The organism is Halomonas sp. KO116, assembly GCF_000734975.2.
Taxonomy (GTDB): domain Bacteria; phylum Pseudomonadota; class Gammaproteobacteria; order Pseudomonadales; family Halomonadaceae; genus Vreelandella; species Vreelandella glaciei.
In genome coordinates, this window is sequence record NZ_CP011052.1 from 1,814,429 (window position 1) to 1,835,782 (window position 21,354).

The 21,354-nt window shown below is 54.4% G+C and carries 18 protein-coding genes; 8 read left to right on the top strand and 10 right to left on the bottom strand.

Features of this window, described 5'->3' with window-relative positions:
* Positions 1-24: 24 nt before the first annotated feature.
* Positions 25-1,581, bottom strand: coding sequence for an alkyl hydroperoxide reductase subunit F (gene ahpF, locus KO116_RS08380; RefSeq protein WP_035563233.1), 1,557 nt, complete (start codon positions 1,579-1,581; stop codon positions 25-27).
* A gap of 192 nt (positions 1,582-1,773) precedes the next feature.
* Positions 1,774-2,331, bottom strand: a complete 558-nt coding sequence (ahpC, locus tag KO116_RS08385; RefSeq protein ID WP_431313221.1) for an alkyl hydroperoxide reductase subunit C — start codon at positions 2,329-2,331, stop codon at positions 1,774-1,776.
* A gap of 389 nt (positions 2,332-2,720) precedes the next feature.
* Here ahpC and KO116_RS08390 point away from each other — a divergent pair, with 389 nt between their 5' ends.
* The 4 genes from KO116_RS08390 (at position 2,721) to KO116_RS08405 (ending at position 6,914) form a co-directional block, all read left to right on the top strand.
* Positions 2,721-3,824 (top strand): polyamine ABC transporter substrate-binding protein, encoded by a 1,104-nt coding sequence (locus KO116_RS08390; RefSeq protein ID WP_035563235.1) that lies wholly within the window; start codon positions 2,721-2,723, stop codon positions 3,822-3,824.
* Positions 3,825-3,925: 101 nt separating this feature from the next.
* Positions 3,926-5,107 (top strand): ABC transporter ATP-binding protein, encoded by a 1,182-nt coding sequence (locus KO116_RS08395; RefSeq protein WP_035563237.1) that lies wholly within the window; start codon positions 3,926-3,928, stop codon positions 5,105-5,107.
* Positions 5,108-5,175: 68 nt separating this feature from the next.
* A complete protein-coding gene (locus KO116_RS08400) occupies positions 5,176-6,087 on the top strand; it encodes an ABC transporter permease subunit (RefSeq protein ID WP_035563249.1) in 912 nt (303 codons plus the stop codon).
* A complete protein-coding gene (locus KO116_RS08405; RefSeq protein ID WP_035563255.1) occupies positions 6,084-6,914 on the top strand; it encodes an ABC transporter permease subunit in 831 nt (276 codons plus the stop codon). Before KO116_RS08400 ends, KO116_RS08405 begins: the two co-directional genes overlap by 4 nt.
* 6 nt (positions 6,915-6,920) lie before the next feature.
* On the opposite strand, the gene KO116_RS08410 is transcribed toward KO116_RS08405, so the two are convergent.
* A complete protein-coding gene (locus tag KO116_RS08410; RefSeq protein WP_035563260.1) occupies positions 6,921-7,130 on the bottom strand; it encodes a CPXCG motif-containing cysteine-rich protein in 210 nt (69 codons plus the stop codon).
* 147 nt (positions 7,131-7,277) lie between these two features.
* Between KO116_RS08410 and KO116_RS08415 the strand changes: the two genes are divergently transcribed.
* Positions 7,278-7,706, top strand: coding sequence for a DUF3617 domain-containing protein (locus KO116_RS08415; protein ID WP_022522778.1), 429 nt, complete (start codon positions 7,278-7,280; stop codon positions 7,704-7,706).
* A gap of 258 nt (positions 7,707-7,964) precedes the next feature.
* Positions 7,965-9,014: an IS110 family transposase gene (locus tag KO116_RS08420; RefSeq protein ID WP_045812105.1), complete on the top strand. Its 1,050-nt coding sequence runs from the start codon at positions 7,965-7,967 to the stop codon at positions 9,012-9,014.
* Positions 9,015-9,322: 308 nt separating this feature from the next.
* Here KO116_RS08420 and KO116_RS08425 read toward each other — a convergent pair whose 3' ends face one another.
* Both KO116_RS08425 and KO116_RS08430 read right to left on the bottom strand, forming a co-directional pair.
* Positions 9,323-12,445 (bottom strand): efflux RND transporter permease subunit, encoded by a 3,123-nt coding sequence (locus KO116_RS08425; RefSeq protein ID WP_035563263.1) that lies wholly within the window; start codon positions 12,443-12,445, stop codon positions 9,323-9,325.
* A complete protein-coding gene (locus tag KO116_RS08430) occupies positions 12,445-13,527 on the bottom strand; it encodes an efflux RND transporter periplasmic adaptor subunit (protein WP_035563266.1) in 1,083 nt (360 codons plus the stop codon). Before KO116_RS08430 ends, KO116_RS08425 begins: the two co-directional genes overlap by 1 nt.
* A gap of 135 nt (positions 13,528-13,662) precedes the next feature.
* Between KO116_RS08430 and KO116_RS08435 the strand changes: the two genes are divergently transcribed.
* On the top strand, positions 13,663-14,847 hold the full coding sequence (locus tag KO116_RS08435; protein WP_035563269.1) for an NAD(P)/FAD-dependent oxidoreductase: 1,185 nt from the start codon (positions 13,663-13,665) through the stop codon (positions 14,845-14,847).
* 81 nt (positions 14,848-14,928) lie between these two features.
* On the opposite strand, the gene KO116_RS08440 is transcribed toward KO116_RS08435, so the two are convergent.
* From KO116_RS08440 to KO116_RS08455, 4 genes are all read right to left on the bottom strand, one after another.
* Positions 14,929-15,240, bottom strand: a complete 312-nt coding sequence (locus tag KO116_RS08440; RefSeq protein ID WP_035563271.1) for a YqjK family protein — start codon at positions 15,238-15,240, stop codon at positions 14,929-14,931.
* Positions 15,215-15,619, bottom strand: a complete 405-nt coding sequence (locus tag KO116_RS08445) for a phage holin family protein (protein ID WP_035563273.1) — start codon at positions 15,617-15,619, stop codon at positions 15,215-15,217. Before KO116_RS08445 ends, KO116_RS08440 begins: the two co-directional genes overlap by 26 nt.
* Entirely contained in the window at positions 15,619-15,951 is a 333-nt protein-coding gene (locus KO116_RS08450) for a DUF883 family protein (RefSeq protein ID WP_035563274.1), read from the bottom strand. The genes KO116_RS08445 and KO116_RS08450 overlap by 1 nt, the downstream gene beginning before the upstream one ends.
* Before the next feature lie 77 nt (positions 15,952-16,028).
* Positions 16,029-17,060, bottom strand: a complete 1,032-nt coding sequence (locus KO116_RS08455; RefSeq protein ID WP_035563276.1) for a phospholipase A — start codon at positions 17,058-17,060, stop codon at positions 16,029-16,031.
* A 257-nt stretch (positions 17,061-17,317) separates the two neighbouring features.
* Here KO116_RS08455 and mscK point away from each other — a divergent pair, with 257 nt between their 5' ends.
* A complete protein-coding gene (gene mscK, locus KO116_RS08460; RefSeq protein ID WP_235272558.1) occupies positions 17,318-20,569 on the top strand; it encodes a mechanosensitive channel MscK in 3,252 nt (1,083 codons plus the stop codon).
* A gap of 8 nt (positions 20,570-20,577) precedes the next feature.
* On the opposite strand, the gene KO116_RS08465 is transcribed toward mscK, so the two are convergent.
* Positions 20,578-21,348 (bottom strand): TlyA family RNA methyltransferase, encoded by a 771-nt coding sequence (locus tag KO116_RS08465; protein WP_035563392.1) that lies wholly within the window; start codon positions 21,346-21,348, stop codon positions 20,578-20,580.
* Positions 21,349-21,354: the final 6 nt, after the last annotated feature.

The following is a 21,354-nucleotide window of genomic DNA, read 5'->3' on the forward strand; positions in this document are numbered from 1 at the left end:
TCCGCGGGCTTTTTTTCGTCGAGATCAGTTACGAATCAAGTAGTCAAAAGCGCCGAGCGATGCTTTAGCACCTTCGCCCATGGCGATAATGATCTGCTTGTAGGGCACGGTGGTCACATCGCCTGCGGCAAATACGCCGGGCACGGATGTCATGCCATGGGCATCGACAATGATTTCACCACGCGGCGTCATTTCGATCGGTGAGCCTTTCAACCACTCGGTGTTAGGTACCAGACCAATCTGAACAAAAATACCTTCTAACGCGATGGATTTGCTCTCATCAGTCGTACGGTCTTTATAGTTCAAGCCATTGACACGGCTGCCGTCACCGGTGACTTCGGTCGATTGGGCGTTGAGAATGATATCAACGTTAGGCAGGCTCTTGAGCTTTTTCTGCAGCACCGCATCAGCGCGCATCTCGCCCATAAACTCAACCAGCGTGACGTGGCCGACAATGCCCGCTAAGTCAATCGCCGCTTCAACACCCGAGTTACCACCCCCTATAACCGCTACCCGCTTGCCTTTGAACAGCGGACCGTCACAGTGAGGGCAGTAGGCAACACCTTTGTTGCGATACTGCTGCTCGCCGGGCACGTTCATCTCACGCCAGCGGGCGCCTGTCGCCAGTACTAGCGTCTTGCTCTTCAGCTTAGCGCCGGACTCAAACGATACTTCGTGAAGGCCGCCTTCTGTCTCGGCAGCTTTAAAGGAAGTAGCAAGCTGCAGGTTCATGACGTCAACTTCGTAATCTTTGACATGCTCTTCTAGCGCGCTGACCATTTTCGGGCCTTCGGTGTGTGACACCGAAATGAAGTTTTCAATGCCCATGGTGTCCGCCACCTGACCACCGAAGCGCTCAGCGGCAACGCCGGTATTGATGCCTTTGCGCGCCGAGTAGATAGCCGCCGCAGCACCTGCCGGGCCACCACCAATGACAAGCGTATCGAAAGCGGCTTTTTCGCTCAGCTTTTTGGCATCGCGTTCGGCGGCACCGGTATCAACCTTGGCAAGAATCTGTTCAAGCGTCATGCGGCCCTGGTCGAACGGTTTACCGTTCAAATAGACGCTCGGCACCGACATGATTTCCCTAGACTCGACTTCATCCTGAAACAGCGCGCCGTCAATAGCGACGTGGCGCACGTTCGGGTTGAAGATGGCCATCAAATTGAGTGCCTGAACCACGTCCGGGCAGTTCTGGCAAGACAGCGAGTAATAGGTCTCGAAAAGCATCTCGCCATCTAATGCTCGAACCTGATCAAGCAATTCGTCAGACGTCTTAGGCGGATGACCGCCAACGTGCAGCAGGGCAAGCACTAACGAGGTGAACTCGTGGCCCATAGGAATGCCTGCAAACACCACGCCAGTCTCTTCACCGGGGCGGTTGAGCGCAAACGATGGCGTACGTGCATCCTGACCATCGCTGTGCAAGGTAATCTTGTCGCTCAGGCTGCTGATATCTTCCAACAGACCAAGCAATTCTTGTGACTTGGCACCGTCATCGAGGGACGCAACGATCTCGAACGGCTGAGTCACTTTTTCCAGATACGCTTTTAACTGGGATTTTAAATTGGCGTCCAGCATGACAGTAGCTTCCTCGCAGATAACAGACGTATTGAACACACGTGTGTGACGGTGCTAATCAGTAATACTTTAAAAAACTGTTAACAGGTTTAATAACAGTTTTAAAACAGAACGCCCGGGCGAAACCCGGGCGTTGAACATGCACACCCTTGCGCAGCAAAAAAGAGCAAGGATGTGAAAACCGCGAGCGGTTTAGATTTTGCCTACCAGGTCCAGAGAAGGAGCGAGTGTCTCTTCGCCTTCTTTCCACTTGGCTGGGCACACTTCGTTCGGGTTGGCACGCACGTATTGGGCGGCTTTCACTTTGCGCAGCAGTTCTTCGGCATTACGACCGATGTTGCCTGCGTTAATTTCGACGATCTGGATTTTTCCGTCGGGGTCGACAACAAAGGTGCCGCGCTCGGCAAGACCGGCTTCTTCGATCAAGACTTCAAAGTTACGTGAAATGCGCAGCGTCGGATCCGCAATCATCGGGTACTGAAGTTTGCCGATGGTGTCAGAGCTGTCGTGCCATGCCTTGTGAGTAAAGTGGGTATCGGTTGAAACGCTGTAGATTTCAACGCCCAGTTTTTTGAACTCAGCATAGTTGTCGGCTAAGTCACCAAGCTCAGTCGGGCAAACAAAAGTGAAGTCAGCGGGATAGAAGAAAAAGATGGACCACTGACCCTGCATGTCGGCTTCAGTAACATCAACAAATTCGCCATTCAAATAGGCAGTTGCTTTAAACGGCTTAACTTCAGTGTTGATCAATGACATTCAGATAATCTCCAGGATTGGTGAATGAATAATGTGAAATTGTTGATAATACTAATGGCTAACGACTAATGGCTAAAATTAAGAATAGCCATGCCATCAATAGCATTTCTCTATTGGCCAGGCGGTTGTCGTTGCACTAGCTGGTTAATGGGGTCGATGAAGCAAAATACAAGAATTTTTCACATTGGCTTGCGGTAGGCGTCACTGCACCGCAAAATTCGCACGGTCAGTATTATGGCCTACGCTATTGTTAGCCGCTGAGGGCTGTTGCCGGCAGCAGCAGGGCGCACTTGGTATGAAGACACTTGGCAAAACATTTGGCTGAACTGTTTAGTGAATGCTGAATTGTTTAATGACTAGTTGAGACAACAGGAGCAGTGATAATGGGGAACATCCACAAACTTTCCGCGGCCGTTGCGGCTATCTCATTCGCCGCAGCGGCTAGCGCTGCCCAAGCCGAAGAGGTGCGGGTATTTAACTGGTCAGACTACATTGCCCCGGAAACGCTGGAAAAATTTACCGAGCGCACCGGCATTGAAGTGACCTACGACGTTTACGACAGTAATGAAATTCTTGATGCCGCCTTGCTCGCTGGGCGTTCCGGTTACGATGTGGTCGTGCCATCCACTTACTATTTTACCCGCCAAGTGAAAGCTGGCGTGTTTCAGCCACTGAACCACGAGTTACTGCCCAATTTAGATAACCTCAACCCAGAGCTGATGGCTAACCTGGAAACCATCGACGCCGGTAGCGAATACTCGGTCCCTTATATGTGGGGCACCAATGGGATCGGCTATAACGTTGAGCGTGTAAAAGAAATCCTGGGTGACGACGCCCCCTTGGACAGCTGGGGGCTGCTGTTTGATCCTGAAATAACCAGCGCACTGAGCGAGGCGGGCTGCGGCTTGTCAATGCTGGATTCTGCTGATGAGATGTTGTCACCCGCCATGGCGTATCTAGGCCTAGACCCGCTCAGCGAAAATATCGACGATATCGAAGCGGCGGGTGAGCTGATTGCTAGTGTTCGCGACGATATGACCTATTTCCACTCGTCACGCTATGTGTCTGACCTGGCGAATGGCGATATTTGCGTCGCCGCAGGCTACTCCGGTGATGTTTTCCAAGCCGCTGCTCGTGCTGAAGAAGCAGGACGCGACTTCTCTATTGGCTATAGCATCCCCAAGGAAGGCGCTGCCCTTTGGTTCGATATGATGGCGGTGCCCGCTGACGCGCCGAACACTGAAAACGCTCATGCCTTTATCAACTTCATTCTTGACCCGGAAATTGCCGCCGAGATCACCGAGTATGTACGCTATGCCAACCCTAACTTGGCGGCTAATGAATATCTCTCTGATGAAATCCTGAATGATCCGGCGATTTACCCGACCACCGATGTCATGCAAAACCTGTACGTACAGGCTGAAAAGCCTCAAGATGTGCTTCGCGCACGTACACGGATCTGGAATCGTGTAAAGTCCGGTCGTTAAACCGACATTTATCCGACGGCGAGCCAGAGGCATTCCCTCACCGGCTCGCTGTTCGTCTTTATTAATGCCCGGGTTGCCGGGCCTTTTGATGGGAGTGGCGAATGGTCACTACGCCCCTGTCGAACGAGCCTTCATCTGCTGCGCCAACGACTCCTTCTTCGTCACGACCCCAGGGCAAAACCCCACGGTTTGCCGAGGATGTCGTGCTGGAAGTGAAACGCTTAAGCAAACGGTTTGATGATGCGCTGGCGGTGGATGATGTCAATTTGCAGGTTAAGCGCGGGGAAATTTTCGCGCTATTAGGTGGCTCCGGGTCGGGTAAATCCACCCTGCTGCGGATGTTGGCGGGCTTTGAAACGCCCTCCGAAGGCCGGGTTTTATTAGACGGTGAGAATATCACCGCCATGCCCCCGCACAAGCGGCCTATCAATATGATGTTTCAGTCCTATGCGCTATTTCCGCATATGACAGTGGCGCAGAATATTGCCTTTGGCTTAAAGCAGGACAAGCTCCCCAAAACGGATATCGACGCTCGCGTCGCGCAAATGTTGAAACTGGTGCATATGGAGCGCTTTGCCAAGCGCAAGCCGCATCAGCTCTCTGGCGGCCAGCGCCAGCGGGTAGCACTGGCGCGTTCGCTGGCCAAGCGGCCTAAGCTGTTACTGTTAGATGAGCCCATGGGCGCACTGGATAAAAAGCTGCGCACTGAAATGCAGCTTGAAGTGGTCGAGATCATTGAGCAGGTGGGTGTGACCTGCATTATGGTCACTCACGACCAGGAAGAGGCGATGACCATGGCCGACCGTGTGGCGATCATGGCTGATGGCTGGATCGAGCAAATAGGCTCGCCCATCGATATTTATGAAAGCCCGGTGAGCCGCATGGTGGCGGAATTCGTCGGCACGGTGAATCTGTTTGAAGGCGAGATTATCGAAGACGCTGCCGACCACTGCCGTATCGCCGCTCCAGCGCTCGAGCGCCCCATCTATATTGACCACGGTATTACCACACAGGCGTCGAATCGGCGGGTTTGGGTCGCGCTGCGCCCTGAAAAAATCTGGCTAACCCGCGAGAAACCCACAACAGAATATAACTGGGCAGAAGGCAAGGTGGATGATATTGCCTATTTAGGCGGTTTCTCGCTCTACTACGTGCGCACCCAGTCGGGCCAGATCATTAAAGTCAGTATGGCCAATACCGAGCGTCGCGGTGATCGACCCACCTGGGAAGACAGTGTGTATGTCTACTGGGAAGATCACAGTACGATTGTTTTGAACCGCTAGCGTCTTGAGCTGCTAACGTTTTGAATTGCGATAGTGGCGCATTCCTTACTGCGAGGAGACTGCCTTTAATGAAGTTATCTCGTTCTTCAGCACTGCTCAAACGCTTGCAGTTAGGGCGTCGAGCAGTGATTGCGTTTCCGCTCGTGTGGCTGACGCTGTTTTTTTTACTGCCCTTTGCGCTAGTGCTCAAAATCAGCCTCTCAGAAGCGGCGATTGCGATTCCGCCCTATGGCCCGCTGCTTGAGTACGCCGATCAGACACTGCATGTCTTTCTTAATCTGGGCAATTACCTCTTTCTGCTCTCAGATTCGCTCTATATCGCCGCCTATTGGGGCTCAGTCAAAACTGCATTCATAGCGACGGTGGCTTGTCTGCTGATCGGCTACCCAATGGCGTATGCCATGGCGCGGGCACCCGCTCGCTGGCAGCTGCTGTTACTGCTACTGGTCATGCTGCCTTCGTGGACGTCGTTTCTGATTCGTGTTTACGCCTGGATGGGTATTTTAAGCAATAGCGGGTTGATCAATAACCTACTGATAGGGATAGGGCTGATCGATTCTCCGCTGCGCATGATGAACACCCAGTTTGCGGTCACGATTGGTATCGTTTACGCCTACTTGCCGTTTATGGTGTTGCCGCTTTATGCCCATCTAACCCGGATGGATAATTCTTTATTGGAAGCTGCTGCCGACCTGGGTTCGCGCAAGATCAATACCTTTATCAAAGTTACTCTGCCGCTCTCTATGGGGGGGATTGTCGCCGGTTCGATGCTAGTGTTTATCCCGGCGGTAGGCGAGTTCGTGATTCCCGAGTTACTTGGCGGCCCGGACACATTAATGATCGGTAAGGTGTTGTGGGAGGAGTTTTTCCTTAACCGCGACTGGCCCGTGGCGTCGGCGCTGGCCATGGTGATGCTGTTGCTCTTACTGGTGCCGATTGTCTGGTTCCATCGCTATCAGTCCAAGGAGCTAGCGTCATGAGCAGCCTGCGGCGGATCAACTTCTCAACGGTCATGCTGGTGATTGGCCTACTGTTTCTTTACCTGCCGATGTTTGTGCTGGTGGTGTATTCGTTTAACGCTTCAAAGTTGGTCACGGTGTGGGCGGGGTTCTCCACCCAATGGTACGGCGAACTATTTCGTGACGAGCAGATTCTGTCGGCGGTGTGGACGAGCCTAAGGATCGCATTTTTCGCTGCCAGCATGGCGGTTTGCCTGGGCACCGTGGCAGCCTTCGTAATGACGCGCTATGGCCACTTCCGCGGTAAAACGGCGCTATCCAGCATGGTCACAGCGCCGCTGGTGATGCCCGAAGTCATAACGGGTCTTTCACTGCTGCTGCTATTTGTGCAGATGGCGCAGATTACCGGCTGGCCAGCCGACCGGGGTATGGCGACCATTTGGATTGCCCATACCACCTTTTGTAGTGCCTACGTGGCGGTCGTGGTGGCTGCGCGCCTGCGGGAAGTGGATCACTCCATTGAAGAGGCCGCCATGGATTTGGGCTCACCTCCAGTGAAAACCTTCTTCTCTATCACGCTGCCGATCATTACCCCCGCGTTGGCAGCAGGCTGGCTGCTGGCGTTTACCCTCTCGCTGGATGACCTGGTGATCGCCAGCTTTGTTTCAGGCCCAGGGGCTAATACGCTGCCGATGGTGGTGTTTTCGTCGGTGCGCATGGGGGTGTCGCCGAAGATCAATGCGCTTGCTACCTTGATCATCCTAACGGTATCGCTGGCGACACTGTTGGCGTGGTTTTTTATGCGGCGTAATGAGACCCGGCGAAAGGCTGCTTTACGAGACGTTTAGATCAAGCTACAGCACGTCGTCGTCACGCCCAGCGACGACGCTTTCGAGTTCTCCGCTCATCGGCGAGACGATGACTTGTAGCTGGATGGGCGCACAGCATTGGTGGCAATCCTCCCAGGTGTCATGACTGCCCTGTGACGTATCAATCAGGAAGGTCAGCGGTGAATCGCAGTAGGGGCAGTGAAAGTCATAATTGACCAGAGCGTCGTCTTGCATTGTTGGTTACCTTGTATTGCGGATGCGCTAAGTCAGTTTCTTACCCAATGAGTGTAGCAGTGTGGTCGTCGGGTAGGGCATCGTGGGATTGAATCAGGTAGGATATCTCAGGATTTAAGTTCCCAAAGCAACGCAGCGAGAGTAGCGATGATGTTACGTAACATGGCAGTAGCGGCCCTAGTGGCCTTTCCGATGGTCGCGTTGGCTGAAACCCCCAATGTCACCGCTGGTGAGTGGGAGTTTGTGAGCAAAACCAGCGTTACCGGCGAAATGGAAATTCCGGATCAAACGGAAACCGAGCGCCAGTGTATTAGTCAGGAAGAGCTTGAGGGCGCTGAATTTGGCTTCATCGAGGAAGAGGAAGGCTGTGAACTGCTCGACCAGGAGCTGAATGCAGACGGTCTCAGCTACAGCATGGTGTGTCGCGCTGAGGGTGGTGAAGCCACCATCGATGGCGAAATGCGTTTTATGGGCGAGCGTATCGAAGGCAGCGTCGATATCCTGACCCAGTCACCCATGGGGGAACTGAGCATGAACACGGTCATTGAAGGCGAGTACCTAGGCGAGTGTGAGTAATCGCTAGCTCTCTTTTCAAAGGGTGCCAACAGGCACCTTTTTTCATTGAGGTCGTCATTGCAAGGAGTGAAACGACGAAGCTTCGCAATGCCCCCCTATATCATTGCGATGAGCGCAGCGACGCGGCAATCTCAAGCGTGCGGCGGCCTCTAAAAACCAGATTGCTTCACTGCGTTCAATGAAAGGGACTCCTCCCCTCTCGAAGCTTCAGAGAGCTACATTGATAGTTGAACCACTTCAATGCGGAGGGGAAGAGTCATGAACAAGCATAAGATAATCGGTATTGATCTGGCAAAGCGTGTTTTTCAAGTGTGTGTTGTCGACACACACTCCTCGCGTGTTCAGGTCAACAAAGAGCTTAAACGGCATCAGGTCTTGGATTTTATGCGCCGCCAACCGGCCTGTCGGGTGTTCATGGAGGCGTGCGGTGGATCGCATTATTGGGCGCGACAGCTGCAGGCCCTCGGCCATACCGTTGCCCTCATTTCGCCCCAGTTTGTGACGCCTTTTCGCAAGGGGCACAAGACAGATGCCAATGACGCTCTCGCTATTGTAGAGGCGGGTTTGCGCCCAGACATGCGCTTTGTACCGCTCAAAAGCGTCGAGCAGCAGGATATTCAGAGCCTGCACCGCATTCGGGAAAGGTACATTCATCAGCGCACCCAGTTGATCAATCAAGTTCATGGACTATTACAGGAATACGGTGTGATTAGCGGTCGTGGTCAGAAGGCATTAAAGCAACGTGTATGGCGCGCCCTAGAAGATGCCGACAACGAACTCTCAATGCTGATGCGTGACTTACTCGCTGAACAAATGACGGAGCTGGATCGGCTCAATGAGCGTATTCAGTCACTGGATAAACGGGTGGAGCAGATGAGTCACGCCGTGGGGCCTTGTCGCCAACTCCTGGCGATAGAGGGTGTGGGGCCGGTGGTCGCCACCCAGCTCTATAGCGCCCTCGGTAACGGCGACGCGTTTAAGAAAGGTCGCCAAGCGTCAGCCTATCTGGGGTTAACGCCGACACAACACAGCAGTGGTGGCATCGCGAAGATCAAGGGCATTGGCCGAACGGGTCAAGTCTCCCTGAAAGCTGCCCTGATACGTGGCGCACACTCGGTCATCAACACCGTGGGTGACAAACAGGATGCTAAAAGTCGTTGGCTACGATCCCTGGTCGCTCGCGTTGGCAAGAACAAAGCGGCTGTTGCGTTAGCGAACAAGACAGTACGAACCGCCTGGGCGGTTCTGCACAGCGGTCAGTCCTATTGTAGAGAGTTTAACGACGGTTCAGCGCTGATGGTGAGCTAAGCGGTAGCACCATCAGCGCCTAAGCGCCGACAGGCGGCTACCTTGTTGCTGAGCAACGATGGATGAAAAACAGGTCAGACCGGCCTTCTCGAAACCTGATCATTGCGATGGCTGAAAAAGCCTATCGTTCGTTGAGGAGAGAAGGTGCGCGACGTTCATCAGGGTCAGGGGATAGCGTCCCCATTAAGAGACCGACTATACGCACGCATCGGCTTATGTTGTTCATCATCGGAGCTTGCAACCGGGGAGGAGTCCCTATACGCAATGACATCCCCCGCCCAAATTGCCACGCTTCAGTCGCAATGACATCAGTCAGATGGCGCGTTTGCAATTTCCTCCTCCAACTGCCGCTTAACTGCACCTGGCGAACCCGTGTGACGCGCGAGTAGATCGTAAGCGACGGGCACCACAAACAGCGTAAACAGCGTGGCCGAGCCGACTCCCGCCATAATCACGGTACCGATGACCAAACGCGATTCGGCCCCCGGTCCTGTCGAGATGATCAATGGAATGGCGCCAGCCATAGTGGTGACAGCCGTCATTAAGATAGGCCTCAATCGCGTCACAGAGGCTTCAATCAACGCCGAGCGAAACGCTTTACCCTCGTCGCGCAACTGGTTGGCAAACTCGACAATCAAAATGCCGTTTTTAGCGGCTAAACCAATCAGTAGCACTAAGCCTACTTGACTGTAGATGTTCAATGACTGGCCAGTGAGCAGCAGGGCAAGCAGAGCGCCACTCATTGCCAGTGGCACCGTGAGCATGATGACAAAGGGATGGATTAAGCTCTCGAACTGGGCAGCGAGTACCAGGAACACCACCAGTGCGCCCATTAACAATAGGAAGGCGGTGGCGCCACTAGCCTGCTGGAAGTCGCGCGATGCGCCTGCCACATTGGTTTGTGCCTCTTCTGGCAGCAACTCAGCAGCGCTCTCCTCTAGGTACGCCAACGCTTCGCCGAGCGGGTAACCATCTGCCAGGTTGGCCTCAATGGTAATCGCGCGTATGCGGTCAAAGCGATTCAGGGTGCTGGCGCCAGCAAAGTCGGAAAGCGTGACAAGGCTGGCTAGAGGAATCAGCTCACTAGAGCGCGCCGAGCGAACCTGAATGTTATCCAGCGCTCTGGGGCTATTCTGGCTACTGCGATCGCCTTCCAGGATGACATCATACTCCTCACCCTCATCCACATAGCGAGTGACATTGCGACCGCCCAACAACACTTCCAGCGTTCTGCCGATTTCCGAGACGGTAACCCCTAACGAGGCGGCACGCTCGTAGTCGATCTCTACCCGCAGTTGCGGTTGGGTCTCGTTGTAGTTGCTTTCCAGGGCTGTTAAGCGCGTATTGTTTTCACGCACATGGTCTATCAGCATATCCCGCCAGCGGGCAAGTTCCTCATACGTGCCGCCACCCAGCACAAACTGGACCGGTTTTTCGGTGCGTTGTCCAAAGCCCTGGCGCATTACAGGGAACGCTTGTACGCCGGGTAGGGTACTCAGTGTCTGGCGTACGTCGGCCATTATCTCCCAGGCGCTGCGTCGGCTGCCCCACTCGGCCATATTGACGATAATAAAGCCGCTATTAAAATTCTCGATGTTGCCGTAGCCACGAGGGGCGCGAACGACGACGCGCTCCAACTCACCGCTCTCCACTAGTGGCGTCATCCTCGCTTCGATCTCATCCATGTAGTCCATCATATAGTCGAAGGTGGCGCCTTCGGGGCCATTCACCAATACGATAAAGTTGCCGCGATCCTCCTGAGGCGTGTATTCGTTGGGCAGTGCCGTGGCCAGCCAGGCGGTGGCACCTATCAGCAATACAAACGCCGCGACCACTAGCCAGCGCATTTTGAGCATCCACTCTAGCGTGGCCTGATAGCGGCGTTGAGTGCCGCTGAGCAGCCACTGCACGGCTTTTCCAATCCGGCTGTCGTGCATGCCCGGCTTAAGAATTTTAGACGCCATCATCGGCGTAAGCGTCAGTGCCAGCAGCGTAGAGACGACTACTGCGGCGGCCATGGTCAGTGCGAACTCGGAAAATAGTCGGCCAATATCGCCTTGCAACATGCTGAGCGGCAAGAAAACCGCCACCAACACCAGGGTGGTGGCGATAACTGCAAAAGCGATTTGCCGGGTACCGCGAAAGGCGGCGACTAGCGGTGTCTCGCCGTAGTCGTGCATACGCCGGTTTATATTTTCAAGCACGACGATGGCATCATCGACAATCAGGCCGATCGCCAGCACCAGCGCCAGCAGCGTTAGCAGGTTGATTGAGAAATTCATCGCGGCCAGAGCGGTAAAAGCCCCAATAACGGCAATCGGAACGGTCACCGCAGGTACCAGGGTAGTGCGCAAATTGCCCAAAAACATAAAGATCACTACCACCACCAGGCCCATGGCGATAAACAGCGTCATAACGACCTGCTCAATCGCCCCTGAGACGAACAGCGAGGCGTCGTAGTTCAGGCTTAGCGACATGCCTTCGGGCAGGGTGCCCTGCAGCCGTTCAAGTTCGACCTGAACGGCTTCGGAGAGCTCTATTACGTTGGCCGTCGACTGCATGATCATACCCAGGCCGACCATGGGGATGCCGTTAGAGCGGAAGACAGAACGATCCTCCACCGCGCCGACTTCTACTCTTGCTACGTCAGCAAGGCGCACCAGATAGCCGTTTTCCTCCTGGTTTTGAGGAGAGCTGAGGGCGAGGCGCTGAAAATCTTCGGCGCTGGCAAAGCTGCGGGGGAGACGGACAATAAACTGACGATCTTCGGATTCAAGCGAGCCTGCCGGTAGCTCTACGTTCTCAGCCCGCAACGCATCTTCAATATCGCTAACGGTGAGTCCGCGTGCGGCTAAGGCATTGCGATCCAGCCATACGCGCATGGCGTAGTCACTGCCGCCGCCGACACGCACTCGAGCCACTCCCGGTTGAACGGAAAGGCTGTCGACCAGAAAGCGGTTAGCGTAGTCGGTCAATTCAGTTATGGAGTAATCTTCGCCGGAAAGGCTTAGCCACACCACTATCTCTTCGCTGCTATCGGCTTTGGTGACCTCTGGGTTGTCAGCGTCGTCGGGTAGGTTGCGCAGCGCGCCGGAGATACGGTCGCGAATATCATTGGCGGCGGCATTGATATCCATATCGATGCCAAACTCGATCTCGATCTGAGAGCGACCATCTTCGCTTTGCGAGGTAATTAGCTCGATGCCTTCAACACCCGCAATGCGGTCTTCTAATACCTGGGTAATACGTGTTTCGACAACGCTGGCCGAGGCGCCGGGGTAGCGGGTATCGATGGTGACCACTGGCGGGTCGATGGTGGGGTACTCTTGAAGCGGCAAACGATTGAGCGCTAGCAGACCAAAGGCAACAATCAGCGCCGCAATCACCATCGCCAGTACCGGTCGCTGTACAGAGATATCCGATAAGCGCATTAGCGGTCGGCCTCCAGCAGCGCTCGGATACCGGTCTCGTCATCGGCGATCCCGATTAACCTGGCTTCTTGTCCATCTCTGGCTAGCTGTAGACCATGAAAGACAATTAAATCGTTGGCGGTGAGCCCCTCAAGAATTTCCACCTCGCCATTGCGCCGCTCGCCGATCGCCACTTCGCGCCGTGCCAAGCGTGTGCTACCTTCACTCTGCTCAATTAGCATCACGAAGTGACGGTCACCGCTAGGCTCTATGGCAGCCTCAGGGATGACGACAGTATCGCGTACGCGCTGTTGAACGATCACTTCCATCAGCATGCCAGGGCGCAGGCGGCCGTCGGCATTATCGAGATCAGCGCGGACGCTTACGCTGCGCGTTATTGGATCCACCCGTGTGCCGATGGTGGCAATTTCACCGCTAAAGAGGGCGTCAGGGTAGGCGGCAGTCGTGGCGTTGAGCATCAAGCCTGGCGATAGGCGACCAAGAAATACTTCTGGAACGCTGAAGTCGAGCTGCATAACATCCAATTTATCAAGCGTCACCAGGTCCATGCCTGGGGTGACCAGAGCGCCAATACTGATATTGCGAAAGCCCACACGGCCGCTGAAGGGCGCTTTTATCTGGTAATTAGCCAACTCCGCTTCAATCGCTTGTATATCGGCATCTGCCTGGCGCAGCCGTGATTGGCTATCTTCTACATCGGCCCGGGCCGCCAGATTGCGTTCTTGCAGCTGGGAAGCGCGATTTGACGCGTTGCGCCGCTCTTCGCGAAGTGCCTGGGACGCCCTAAGCTGCGCCTGCTCCTCGGCATCCTCTAGGCGAATAAGCAGCTGCCCCTCTTCAACCTGCTCGCCGTCACGGAAATTGATCTCGGCAACGATGTCCGTGACGGTAGCTGATAGCGTCACGCTCTCATCAGCACGAAGGGTTCCCAAGGCTTCCAGTGGATCGGACCAGGTCGTCAAGATTGCCCGTGTGCCGATGATGGAGGGCGCCGATTGGGCGAACGTCACACTGGCAAGCAGAAGGGTGAGAGGCACAAGCGCAAGTCGCAACAGCCGTCGTCGATGAAAAGGCAAAAGCATAGAGTTCTCAGCGTTAGATAATATTTATACAATTATTGTATAGGGTAATTTGATCATATAATAATTTTTAAGTGCGACCCTGTTAGAATGCCTGCTTTTTATAGCGGGAATCGTCCTCAATATGAGCTGTCCATTATGATCTATGACGTTGTCATCATCGGCGCTGGCGCCGCAGGCTTAATGTGCGCAGCGCAAGCAGGCTATGCCGGAAAGCGGGTCTTAGTGCTTGATCATGCTAACAAAGCGGGCAAGAAGATTCTCATGTCCGGGGGCGGCCGTTGCAACTTTACCCATCTTGGCACGACGCCGCAGCACTTTTACTCATCAAACCCTTACTTTTGTATTTCGGCGCTCAAACGTTATCGTCCCGAGCACTTTGTCGAGCTGGTTGAGCGCCATGGCGTTGAACATGTTGAGAAAACGCCGGGTCAGCTATTCTGTGCCACCTCGGCCAAAGAGATTGTCCGTACGCTTCTGACCGAGTGTGAGTGGGCGGGGGCTGATATAAAACTCAGCACACAGATTACTCGCGTGGAGCAGCAGGGCGGTGCCATGCGGCTAACCACCTCGATAGGTAACATTGATGCGGGTGTAGTGGTCGTGGCGAGCGGCGGGCTTTCCATTCCGAGCATGGGGGCGACGGGATTGGGTTACGATATAGCCCGTCAATTTGGCTTGGAAGTATTCGATACCCGCCCGGGGCTGGTGCCGTTCACGCTGAGCGATACTTGGAAGGCGCGCGCAGCAGAGCTATCAGGCGTCAGCGTGCCAGTGGCCGTTAGCGCAGGCAGTCGCCGCTTTGTAGAGCCCATGCTATTTACCCATCGTGGCTTGTCTGGGCCTGCGATGCTGCAGATATCCAGCGTTTGGCAGCCAGGGGAGGCGATTAGCATTGATCTGCTGCCCGGTGAGAACGTGGCGGAGTCACTGCGCGAAGCGCGCCAAGAGACCCCCAAGCGCCAACTCTCTACCTGGCTTGGCGAACGCTTCCCGAAACGCTTGGCGCAAGCGCTGTTGGAGTGGTACCCCGACAATGACCCGGCGCGACCACTGGCCCAGTATGCCAACGCAGCGCTGGATGAGTGGGCAGGAAGGCTCAACGCTTGGCAACTGAAGCCAGCGGGGACTGAAGGTTGGCGCACCGCAGAGGTGACCATGGGCGGGGTCAATACCGAGGCGCTATCGTCCAAGACCTTTGAAGTTAAAGGCCTGCCGCAACTGCGCTTTATTGGAGAGGTATTGGATGTGACGGGAGAGCTAGGCGGGTATAACTTTCAGTGGGCGTGGGCGAGTGGCGTCGCTTGTGGGCAAGCCTGCTAGGCTAGGAAATGCGTTTCACGTACATCCTAGCCCAGTACAAAAAAGCCCAGTACAAAAAAGCCCAGTACAAAAAAGCTTTAATTAAGTAGCCACTTTGGCTAATAACTTAAGCTTTTTGAATAGCATGTAGCCCGCAAGCGCTTTTCGGCCTGCCGCCATAGCGCCACCTGGGTGGCGTGCTAGCTTATAAGCAGCAAAGCCGCCGACGGCGTAGAGCGGCAGTTTAAAGCTTTGCCAGCTTTGGTCTAGCGGCGAGGCTGCCTGCTGCAAATAGTCGCTATCCACCAAAATATCCACGCGCTGCTGCTCTAGTTCGGCTAGCAGCAGCGCTTTGCGCTCAGCGCGGCTTAAAGGTTTCGTTGGCGGTTTAGCGTTGTCTGCGGATGGTTTCATCACTTGGCTCCTCAAGCAGTGCTCGGTCTGCAGCAAGCTGTTTGAGTGTTTCTTTTAAAAGAGAGTGTTGCTTGGACTGGCGAATCGCGATGACCGCGAGTAGCAAACTGGCGCCGATTAACGCACCTGCACTGATGGCAATGGCGGTTAAGCGATAGGTATCCCAGAACAGAACCACTACTAATGCCGTCAGCGTGGCAATACCCAACAAGAGCAGCAGTAAGCTTGCTCCTGCGAGAAGCAGTAGAACCAGTAAGCGAGCACGCTCCTCTTCTAACTCAAACACCGCCAAACGCAGGCGGGTTTCGCTATTAGCAATCAGCGATTTTAGTAAGCGTTTGGCGGCAGAGAAGACGCGTTGGGTTGGACCCAAAGCCATTAGCGACGACCGAGCAGCATACCTACAACCATACCTGCAGCGGCACCAATACCAATGCTCGTCCAGGGGTTTTCATGCACGTAGCGATCACATGCATCGGCTTGATGGGTCAACGAGTCACGAGTTTCGTCATAGATACGTTCGCCGCGAGCTTCGAGGCGTGCACGGGTGTCTTTCAAACGGCGTTCGGCACGGGTACGTAGATCGTTCATCTCTCCGCTGGCATCTTTAGCGGTCGCGTTGACCAGCTCTTCAACGGTTTCACTCAAGTGGCGCAGATCATCTTTGAGTTGATCGGCTTGAGTAGAATAAGTGGGTTGACGTTTAGCCATGGAGTCTTCCTTTGACGAATGAATGGTTTAGCTACTATGAGCATAGCAGCCATTTAATAACAGACAAGCAATTGCGCCTATCGGTTCAGCCCTGTCGTACTAAATAAGGGATTTAAGCTAAACCCAAGGCTCAAGCGGTGCACGCGATGATCATAATCGATCATGCTTTCACCATATCCGTAGTAGTACTGTACATGCGCCCGCAAACTGTTGAAAGCAGGCCAGCTGTAATCAATCTGGGTGCCTATATTCCCTGCGCTGGGGTTGCCGCGTAACTGACCGCTCATTTCATGGTTATTATTGAGGCGCTTGGCGAGGCGAATATCGCCGTACCCCATGTAACGTTCGATATCCGGGTTGTCGTCGTCCTCTGAGGATTCCGGTATCCGCCAATGCGGTGCCAGGGTGAACGCCCAGTCACCGCGCTGGAAGGTGCTTTCAAGATAAACCCGGTTCCAGCTACGGGAGAGAGGATCTGAGCGACCATTAGACTGGTGATTAAGGGCAATTCGGTTGCGTGTATTCACCCAGCCAAGCGCCTCCCAGGCATTGTCAAAGTCGATGAATATTTCAGGTTCGTAGTTGGTTTCTCGGAAAGGCGATGAAGCGTCGGTATTGTAGGCTTGCCACCAGCTGCGCTGGGTGTAGCCAAAAAAGACGTCGCCGTAGTTGCCAAACACCTGTTCAGCCAGATTTACCTTGGCGCTGAACTGGAACTTAAGCTCTACGCTATCTATTTCGCTGTCGTCTGAGATATTGCGAAAGCTTTCGCGGTTCTGGTTCGTATTATAGCTAACCGGGAACAGATAATTGGTGCGGTGCGCTGTGATTGAAAACGGGTTTCGGCTCGATTCCTGTTCGAGTTCACGGCGCTCGCTCAAGTCTTCTCTGGCGGCTTCTTCAGGCAACTGCTCAAATGGCACGCCTTGAGCGGCTTCTTCGGGATTTTCTATCTGCTGCAACTGTTGATGCAGATCATATAGCTCAGCGTTGAGGGCACGGATACGCGCCTCAATCTCTTGTTGGGACTCAGCGAAGGAACTTGCACTAAACGTAGCAAGACTCAGCAGAACCAATAATTTCGTGACCGGTAGTTTTCGGATAACCATCTAAGGTGGCTCGCAAAATGAATGAATAGGCAAATGCCATGGTTGTTTCTATCACGCCGCCTGCGGAAGTCAACACCTCTGATTGCGCTGGCTATCAGAACGCCTGACAATAACCTTATTATCCGTGTCTGCGGAGCTATCGATGTCAACGAGGCATATGAAACGTGGTGAGATGCGCCTGTAAGTGGATCGTAACGTGCTTATTCTTGCTGCTTATTGTTAGCAGTGCCGCGGCCCAGGCTACATTCCAGGCCAGCATGCTCGAGCGTGTGCCTGAACAGGCTGAGCTGGCATCCAGGCTTGCTCAGTTGGAAGCGCTTGAGGGCGCATTGACTGCTCAACAAACCAGCGATAAAGAAGCCTTGGAGGCCGCCCTTGAGGCCTATGAACGGCTAGCCTCTGTCGATGAGCGCCTGGCCGCGTTAGATACGCGCGTAGAGCAAGCCCCAGAATTACTAACTCGTTTGCAGCGTGAGTTGAGCGAAGCCGAAGAAGCGTCACAGCAGCTTTCCGTGGCTGGTTTGAGTGACCGGCGCCTTGACGAGCTGGAAACCCTGCAAACTGAGGCGGTGGTCGAGCTTCAACAGTTGCAAAGTCAGCTAGCAGAAGTGAACTCTCAACTCCTGGCTGCGCAAACACTCCCAGAACGCGCCCAACAATCCATCGCTGAAACTCTCCAGCGCGCGGAGAGTTTACGCCGACAACACGATGAGCGCGAGGCTTTGCTAGCAGATCGGCAACTTTCGGCATTGAGTGATGCACGGCTTATACAGCTGCGCCTTGAGCGCGTACTTGCTGACCGCGAAGTGAGCTTTTACCAGCGTGAACTCAGCGCGAATAGTCGGCTGCGCGAATTGGCGCAGGAGCGCCGTGATGTTCTGATGTTGCAAATTGATTATCAAGAGCAGCAGCTCAGTATGCTGCAAGGGGTGATAGACCAACAGCGGCGTTTGGCCTCAGAGCAGGCGATTGCTGATGCCGCCCGTGATAACCCCTTAATTGCCGCTGGCCACCCAGTGGTGGTGCAAGCCCAACAAGCCAACCAAACGTTAAGCCTTGAACTGCTACGAGCTACCGACCGCGCTAACAGTATCGTGCGTGAGAATATTGAAGCCCAGCGTCAGTTGGAGCATGTACGCCAACTACAGCGTAGCCTGAATGAGCAAATTGATGCCATACGCGGAAGCCAACTGCTGTCGCGTATTTTGCGCGAGCAGCGCCAATCCCTCCCGCCATTAACCGCACGGCGCGATTTGCAGGATGAAATTGCTGATCTGCGTTTGAAGCAATTTGATTTAGTCCGTCAGCGTGACCAGTTACGCCAAAGCGAGCAGTTTGCGGCTGCGCAGCTAGCCGAAGCGGGTATAGAAGCGACGCCAGGACTGGTGGATTCACTCTCGCGGCTCTATCAGTCCCGGCGAGAGCTGGTCGAACAATTGGAGCAGTCCTATGGAAGCTTGTTGAGTGCAGCGATCGAGCTACAGCTGAACCAGCAGCAAGTGTTAACGACCACCAGTGAGCTGCTTGAAACCATTGATGAACAGCTATTTTGGGTCGCCAATAGTCGCCCGCTGGACGTTAACTGGTTGCGCCAGTTGCCGCATAATTTACGCCTGGAGTGGCAAGAGGGAGAGTGGCGTGCCATTTTGCCCACCCGCTGGCAAGGACTCTCTTGGCAAGTGCTTAACGGGGCACCGCTTGTGTTGGTGGGTCTCGTGCTGATGGGGTTACGTCGCCAAATTAAGACGCGCTTGGCGAACCTGCATTCACAAATCGGACGCTTGAAAAGCGACACCCAGCTGCACACGCCTAAAGCGGTGCTGCTAAATGCGCTGCTGGCGCTGCCTGGCCCATTAGCGTTAGCGGGCATTGGGGTTGGGTTGTTAGGCGCAGCGGGGCCGTTGGTAACTAGCGTTGCTCCGGCACTGCTTCAGTTAGCCCTGAGTTGGGGCGTAGTGGCATGGGTGCGCCGACTATTGGTTGCTGAGGGGGTGGCTGAGCGTCATTTTACCTGGTCACCTCAATACACCGCTCGGTTACGCCAACTGCTAGGCGGGTTAGGGGTTGCTTTGGTGCCCGTCATTGCCATTGCGGCTATGTCGGGTGAAGTGGAGACCCCGTTAGCAATGCGTCCCGTTGCGCTAGCATTACTCTCGCTTGGTTTGATAGCCATGAGCTGGTGGCTGGCGCAGTTGATACTGGCGCATATACCCATTTTTGGCGTGCGTCTGTTTCGTTTGCTGTTGGGGCTTGCGATGGCGTCGGTGCCACTGATGCTGCTGGGGTTAGTCACCTGGGGCTATGAATACACTGCGTTGCGCCTAGTAGGCAGGTTCGCCATTACGCTTTACCTGCTGGGGCTGTGGGTGGTGGTGGAAGCTACGTTGGTGCGCAGCTTGGCAGTAGCTGCTCGTCGGCTCGCCTATCGTCGTGCACTGGCCCGTCGTCGCGCTCAAGTACAAGAGGGGGCGGAAGGTGGTCTCGAAGTAGTCGAAGAGCCCCCGCTTGATATGGCGCAGATCAATAGCCAATCGCTGCGGCTTTCCAAGCTGATTGTGTTGATTGGCTTTAGTGCGCTGCTTTACTTGGTCTGGTCAGACTTGCTCTCGGTGCTCGGCTATTTGGACAACGTATCACTGTGGGAGGCGCAAGAGGGGGATCTGGTTGATAACGCGCTATCGATATCCGACATCTTTGCTGCTCTGCTGATCGTCGCTATTACGTTTATTATGGCGGGCAACTTACCCGGCCTGTTAGAAGTAATGGTGCTATCCCGGCTGTCATTGAAACAGGGCAGCGCTTATGCGATTAGCTCGCTGCTCTCCTACACCATTGTGGGCACGGGGATCGTTATGGGGCTGTCGACCCTTGGGGTTTCCTGGGACAAACTGCAGTGGCTGGTAGCCGCATTGAGCGTAGGGTTAGGGTTTGGTTTGCAGGAGATTTTCGCCAACTTTATATCCGGCTTGATCATTCTGTTTGAACGTCCTATCCGTATTGGCGACACGATCACGATTGGCAATTTGCACGGTACCGTCAGCCGTATCCGCATCCGAGCGACGACTGTCACTGATTTTGATCGTAAAGAGATTATTATCCCCAATAAAACCTTTGTGACTGACCAGCTGATCAACTGGTCGCTGTCGGATAACATCACCCGAGTCGTGCTTACCTACGGCGTGGCTCACGGCTCGGACATGCAGAAGGTGCATCAACTGCTGCGCAAAGCCGCAGATGAAAACGCTCGTGTGCTAACTGACCCTGAACCTCAGGTGTTCTGTTTAAGCTACGGGCAGCATAGCCTCAATTTCGAGCTGCGTATTTTCGTCAACGACCTGCTCGACAGGCTGTTTGCGGCCGATGAAATTAACTGTCGGGTTGATGCACTGTTTCGTGAAGCGGGCGTACGCGTGGCCTTTGAGCAGATGGATGTATGGCTTCATCCCGAGAAAGGCGAGGCGATAAAAGTGCAGTCTGCAAATCAGCTCACGCCTCCTTCATCGACTTGATACTCTTTTCAAGCCCCTTTCTTACGTTCCTTGATGGCATGCAGGAGGAACTCCCGATTGCCATCGCCGCCGGTAATCGGGCTCTCCTGCCAGTGACGAATGGCGAGCCCGCAGGCGTCACAGGCGCTGCGAATATTGGTTTCAACGTCGTTATAACGCCGAGCATCACGCACCACGCCGCGTTTATCGAGAGCTTCTGCGTTCAGCTCAAACTGAGGTTTAACCAGCGAGATCAAGTGCCCCTCCGGCGGCAGCAGGGCGGCAATTTCAGGCAGAATCAGCGTTTGCGAGATAAATGACACATCCATAATGGCGCTATGAATGGGTTGGGCGGCAAGCACGCTTTTTAGTGCTTCATCGCTACTCATGTAACGCGCATTTAATCCCTCCAGGCACGTCACGCGTGGGTCGCCACGTAGCTCGGGGGCCAACTGCCCATGGCCAACTTCTACACCAATGACATGGCGGGCGCCAAAGCGCAGCGCGCAGTCGGTGAAGCCACCGGTTGATTGGCCTATATCGAGTACCACTGTTTCATCCAAGCGCATTTCAAGCGTTGTCAGTACCGCTTCGAGTTTCAGACCCGCGCGGGAGACATAGCGCTCTTCAGGGTCGTCCTCTACGTCAAAGCGAGTATCTTCGGGCCACTTTTCTGACGCTTTAGTTAACGGTTTGCCGTTACTGGCAAGACGAATCCGGCCATGGCGAATAAGCCGCTGGGCGCGGGTACGCGAATTGGCCAGCCCTTGGCTGACCAACAGTTGATCGAGTCGCATCATCATGAT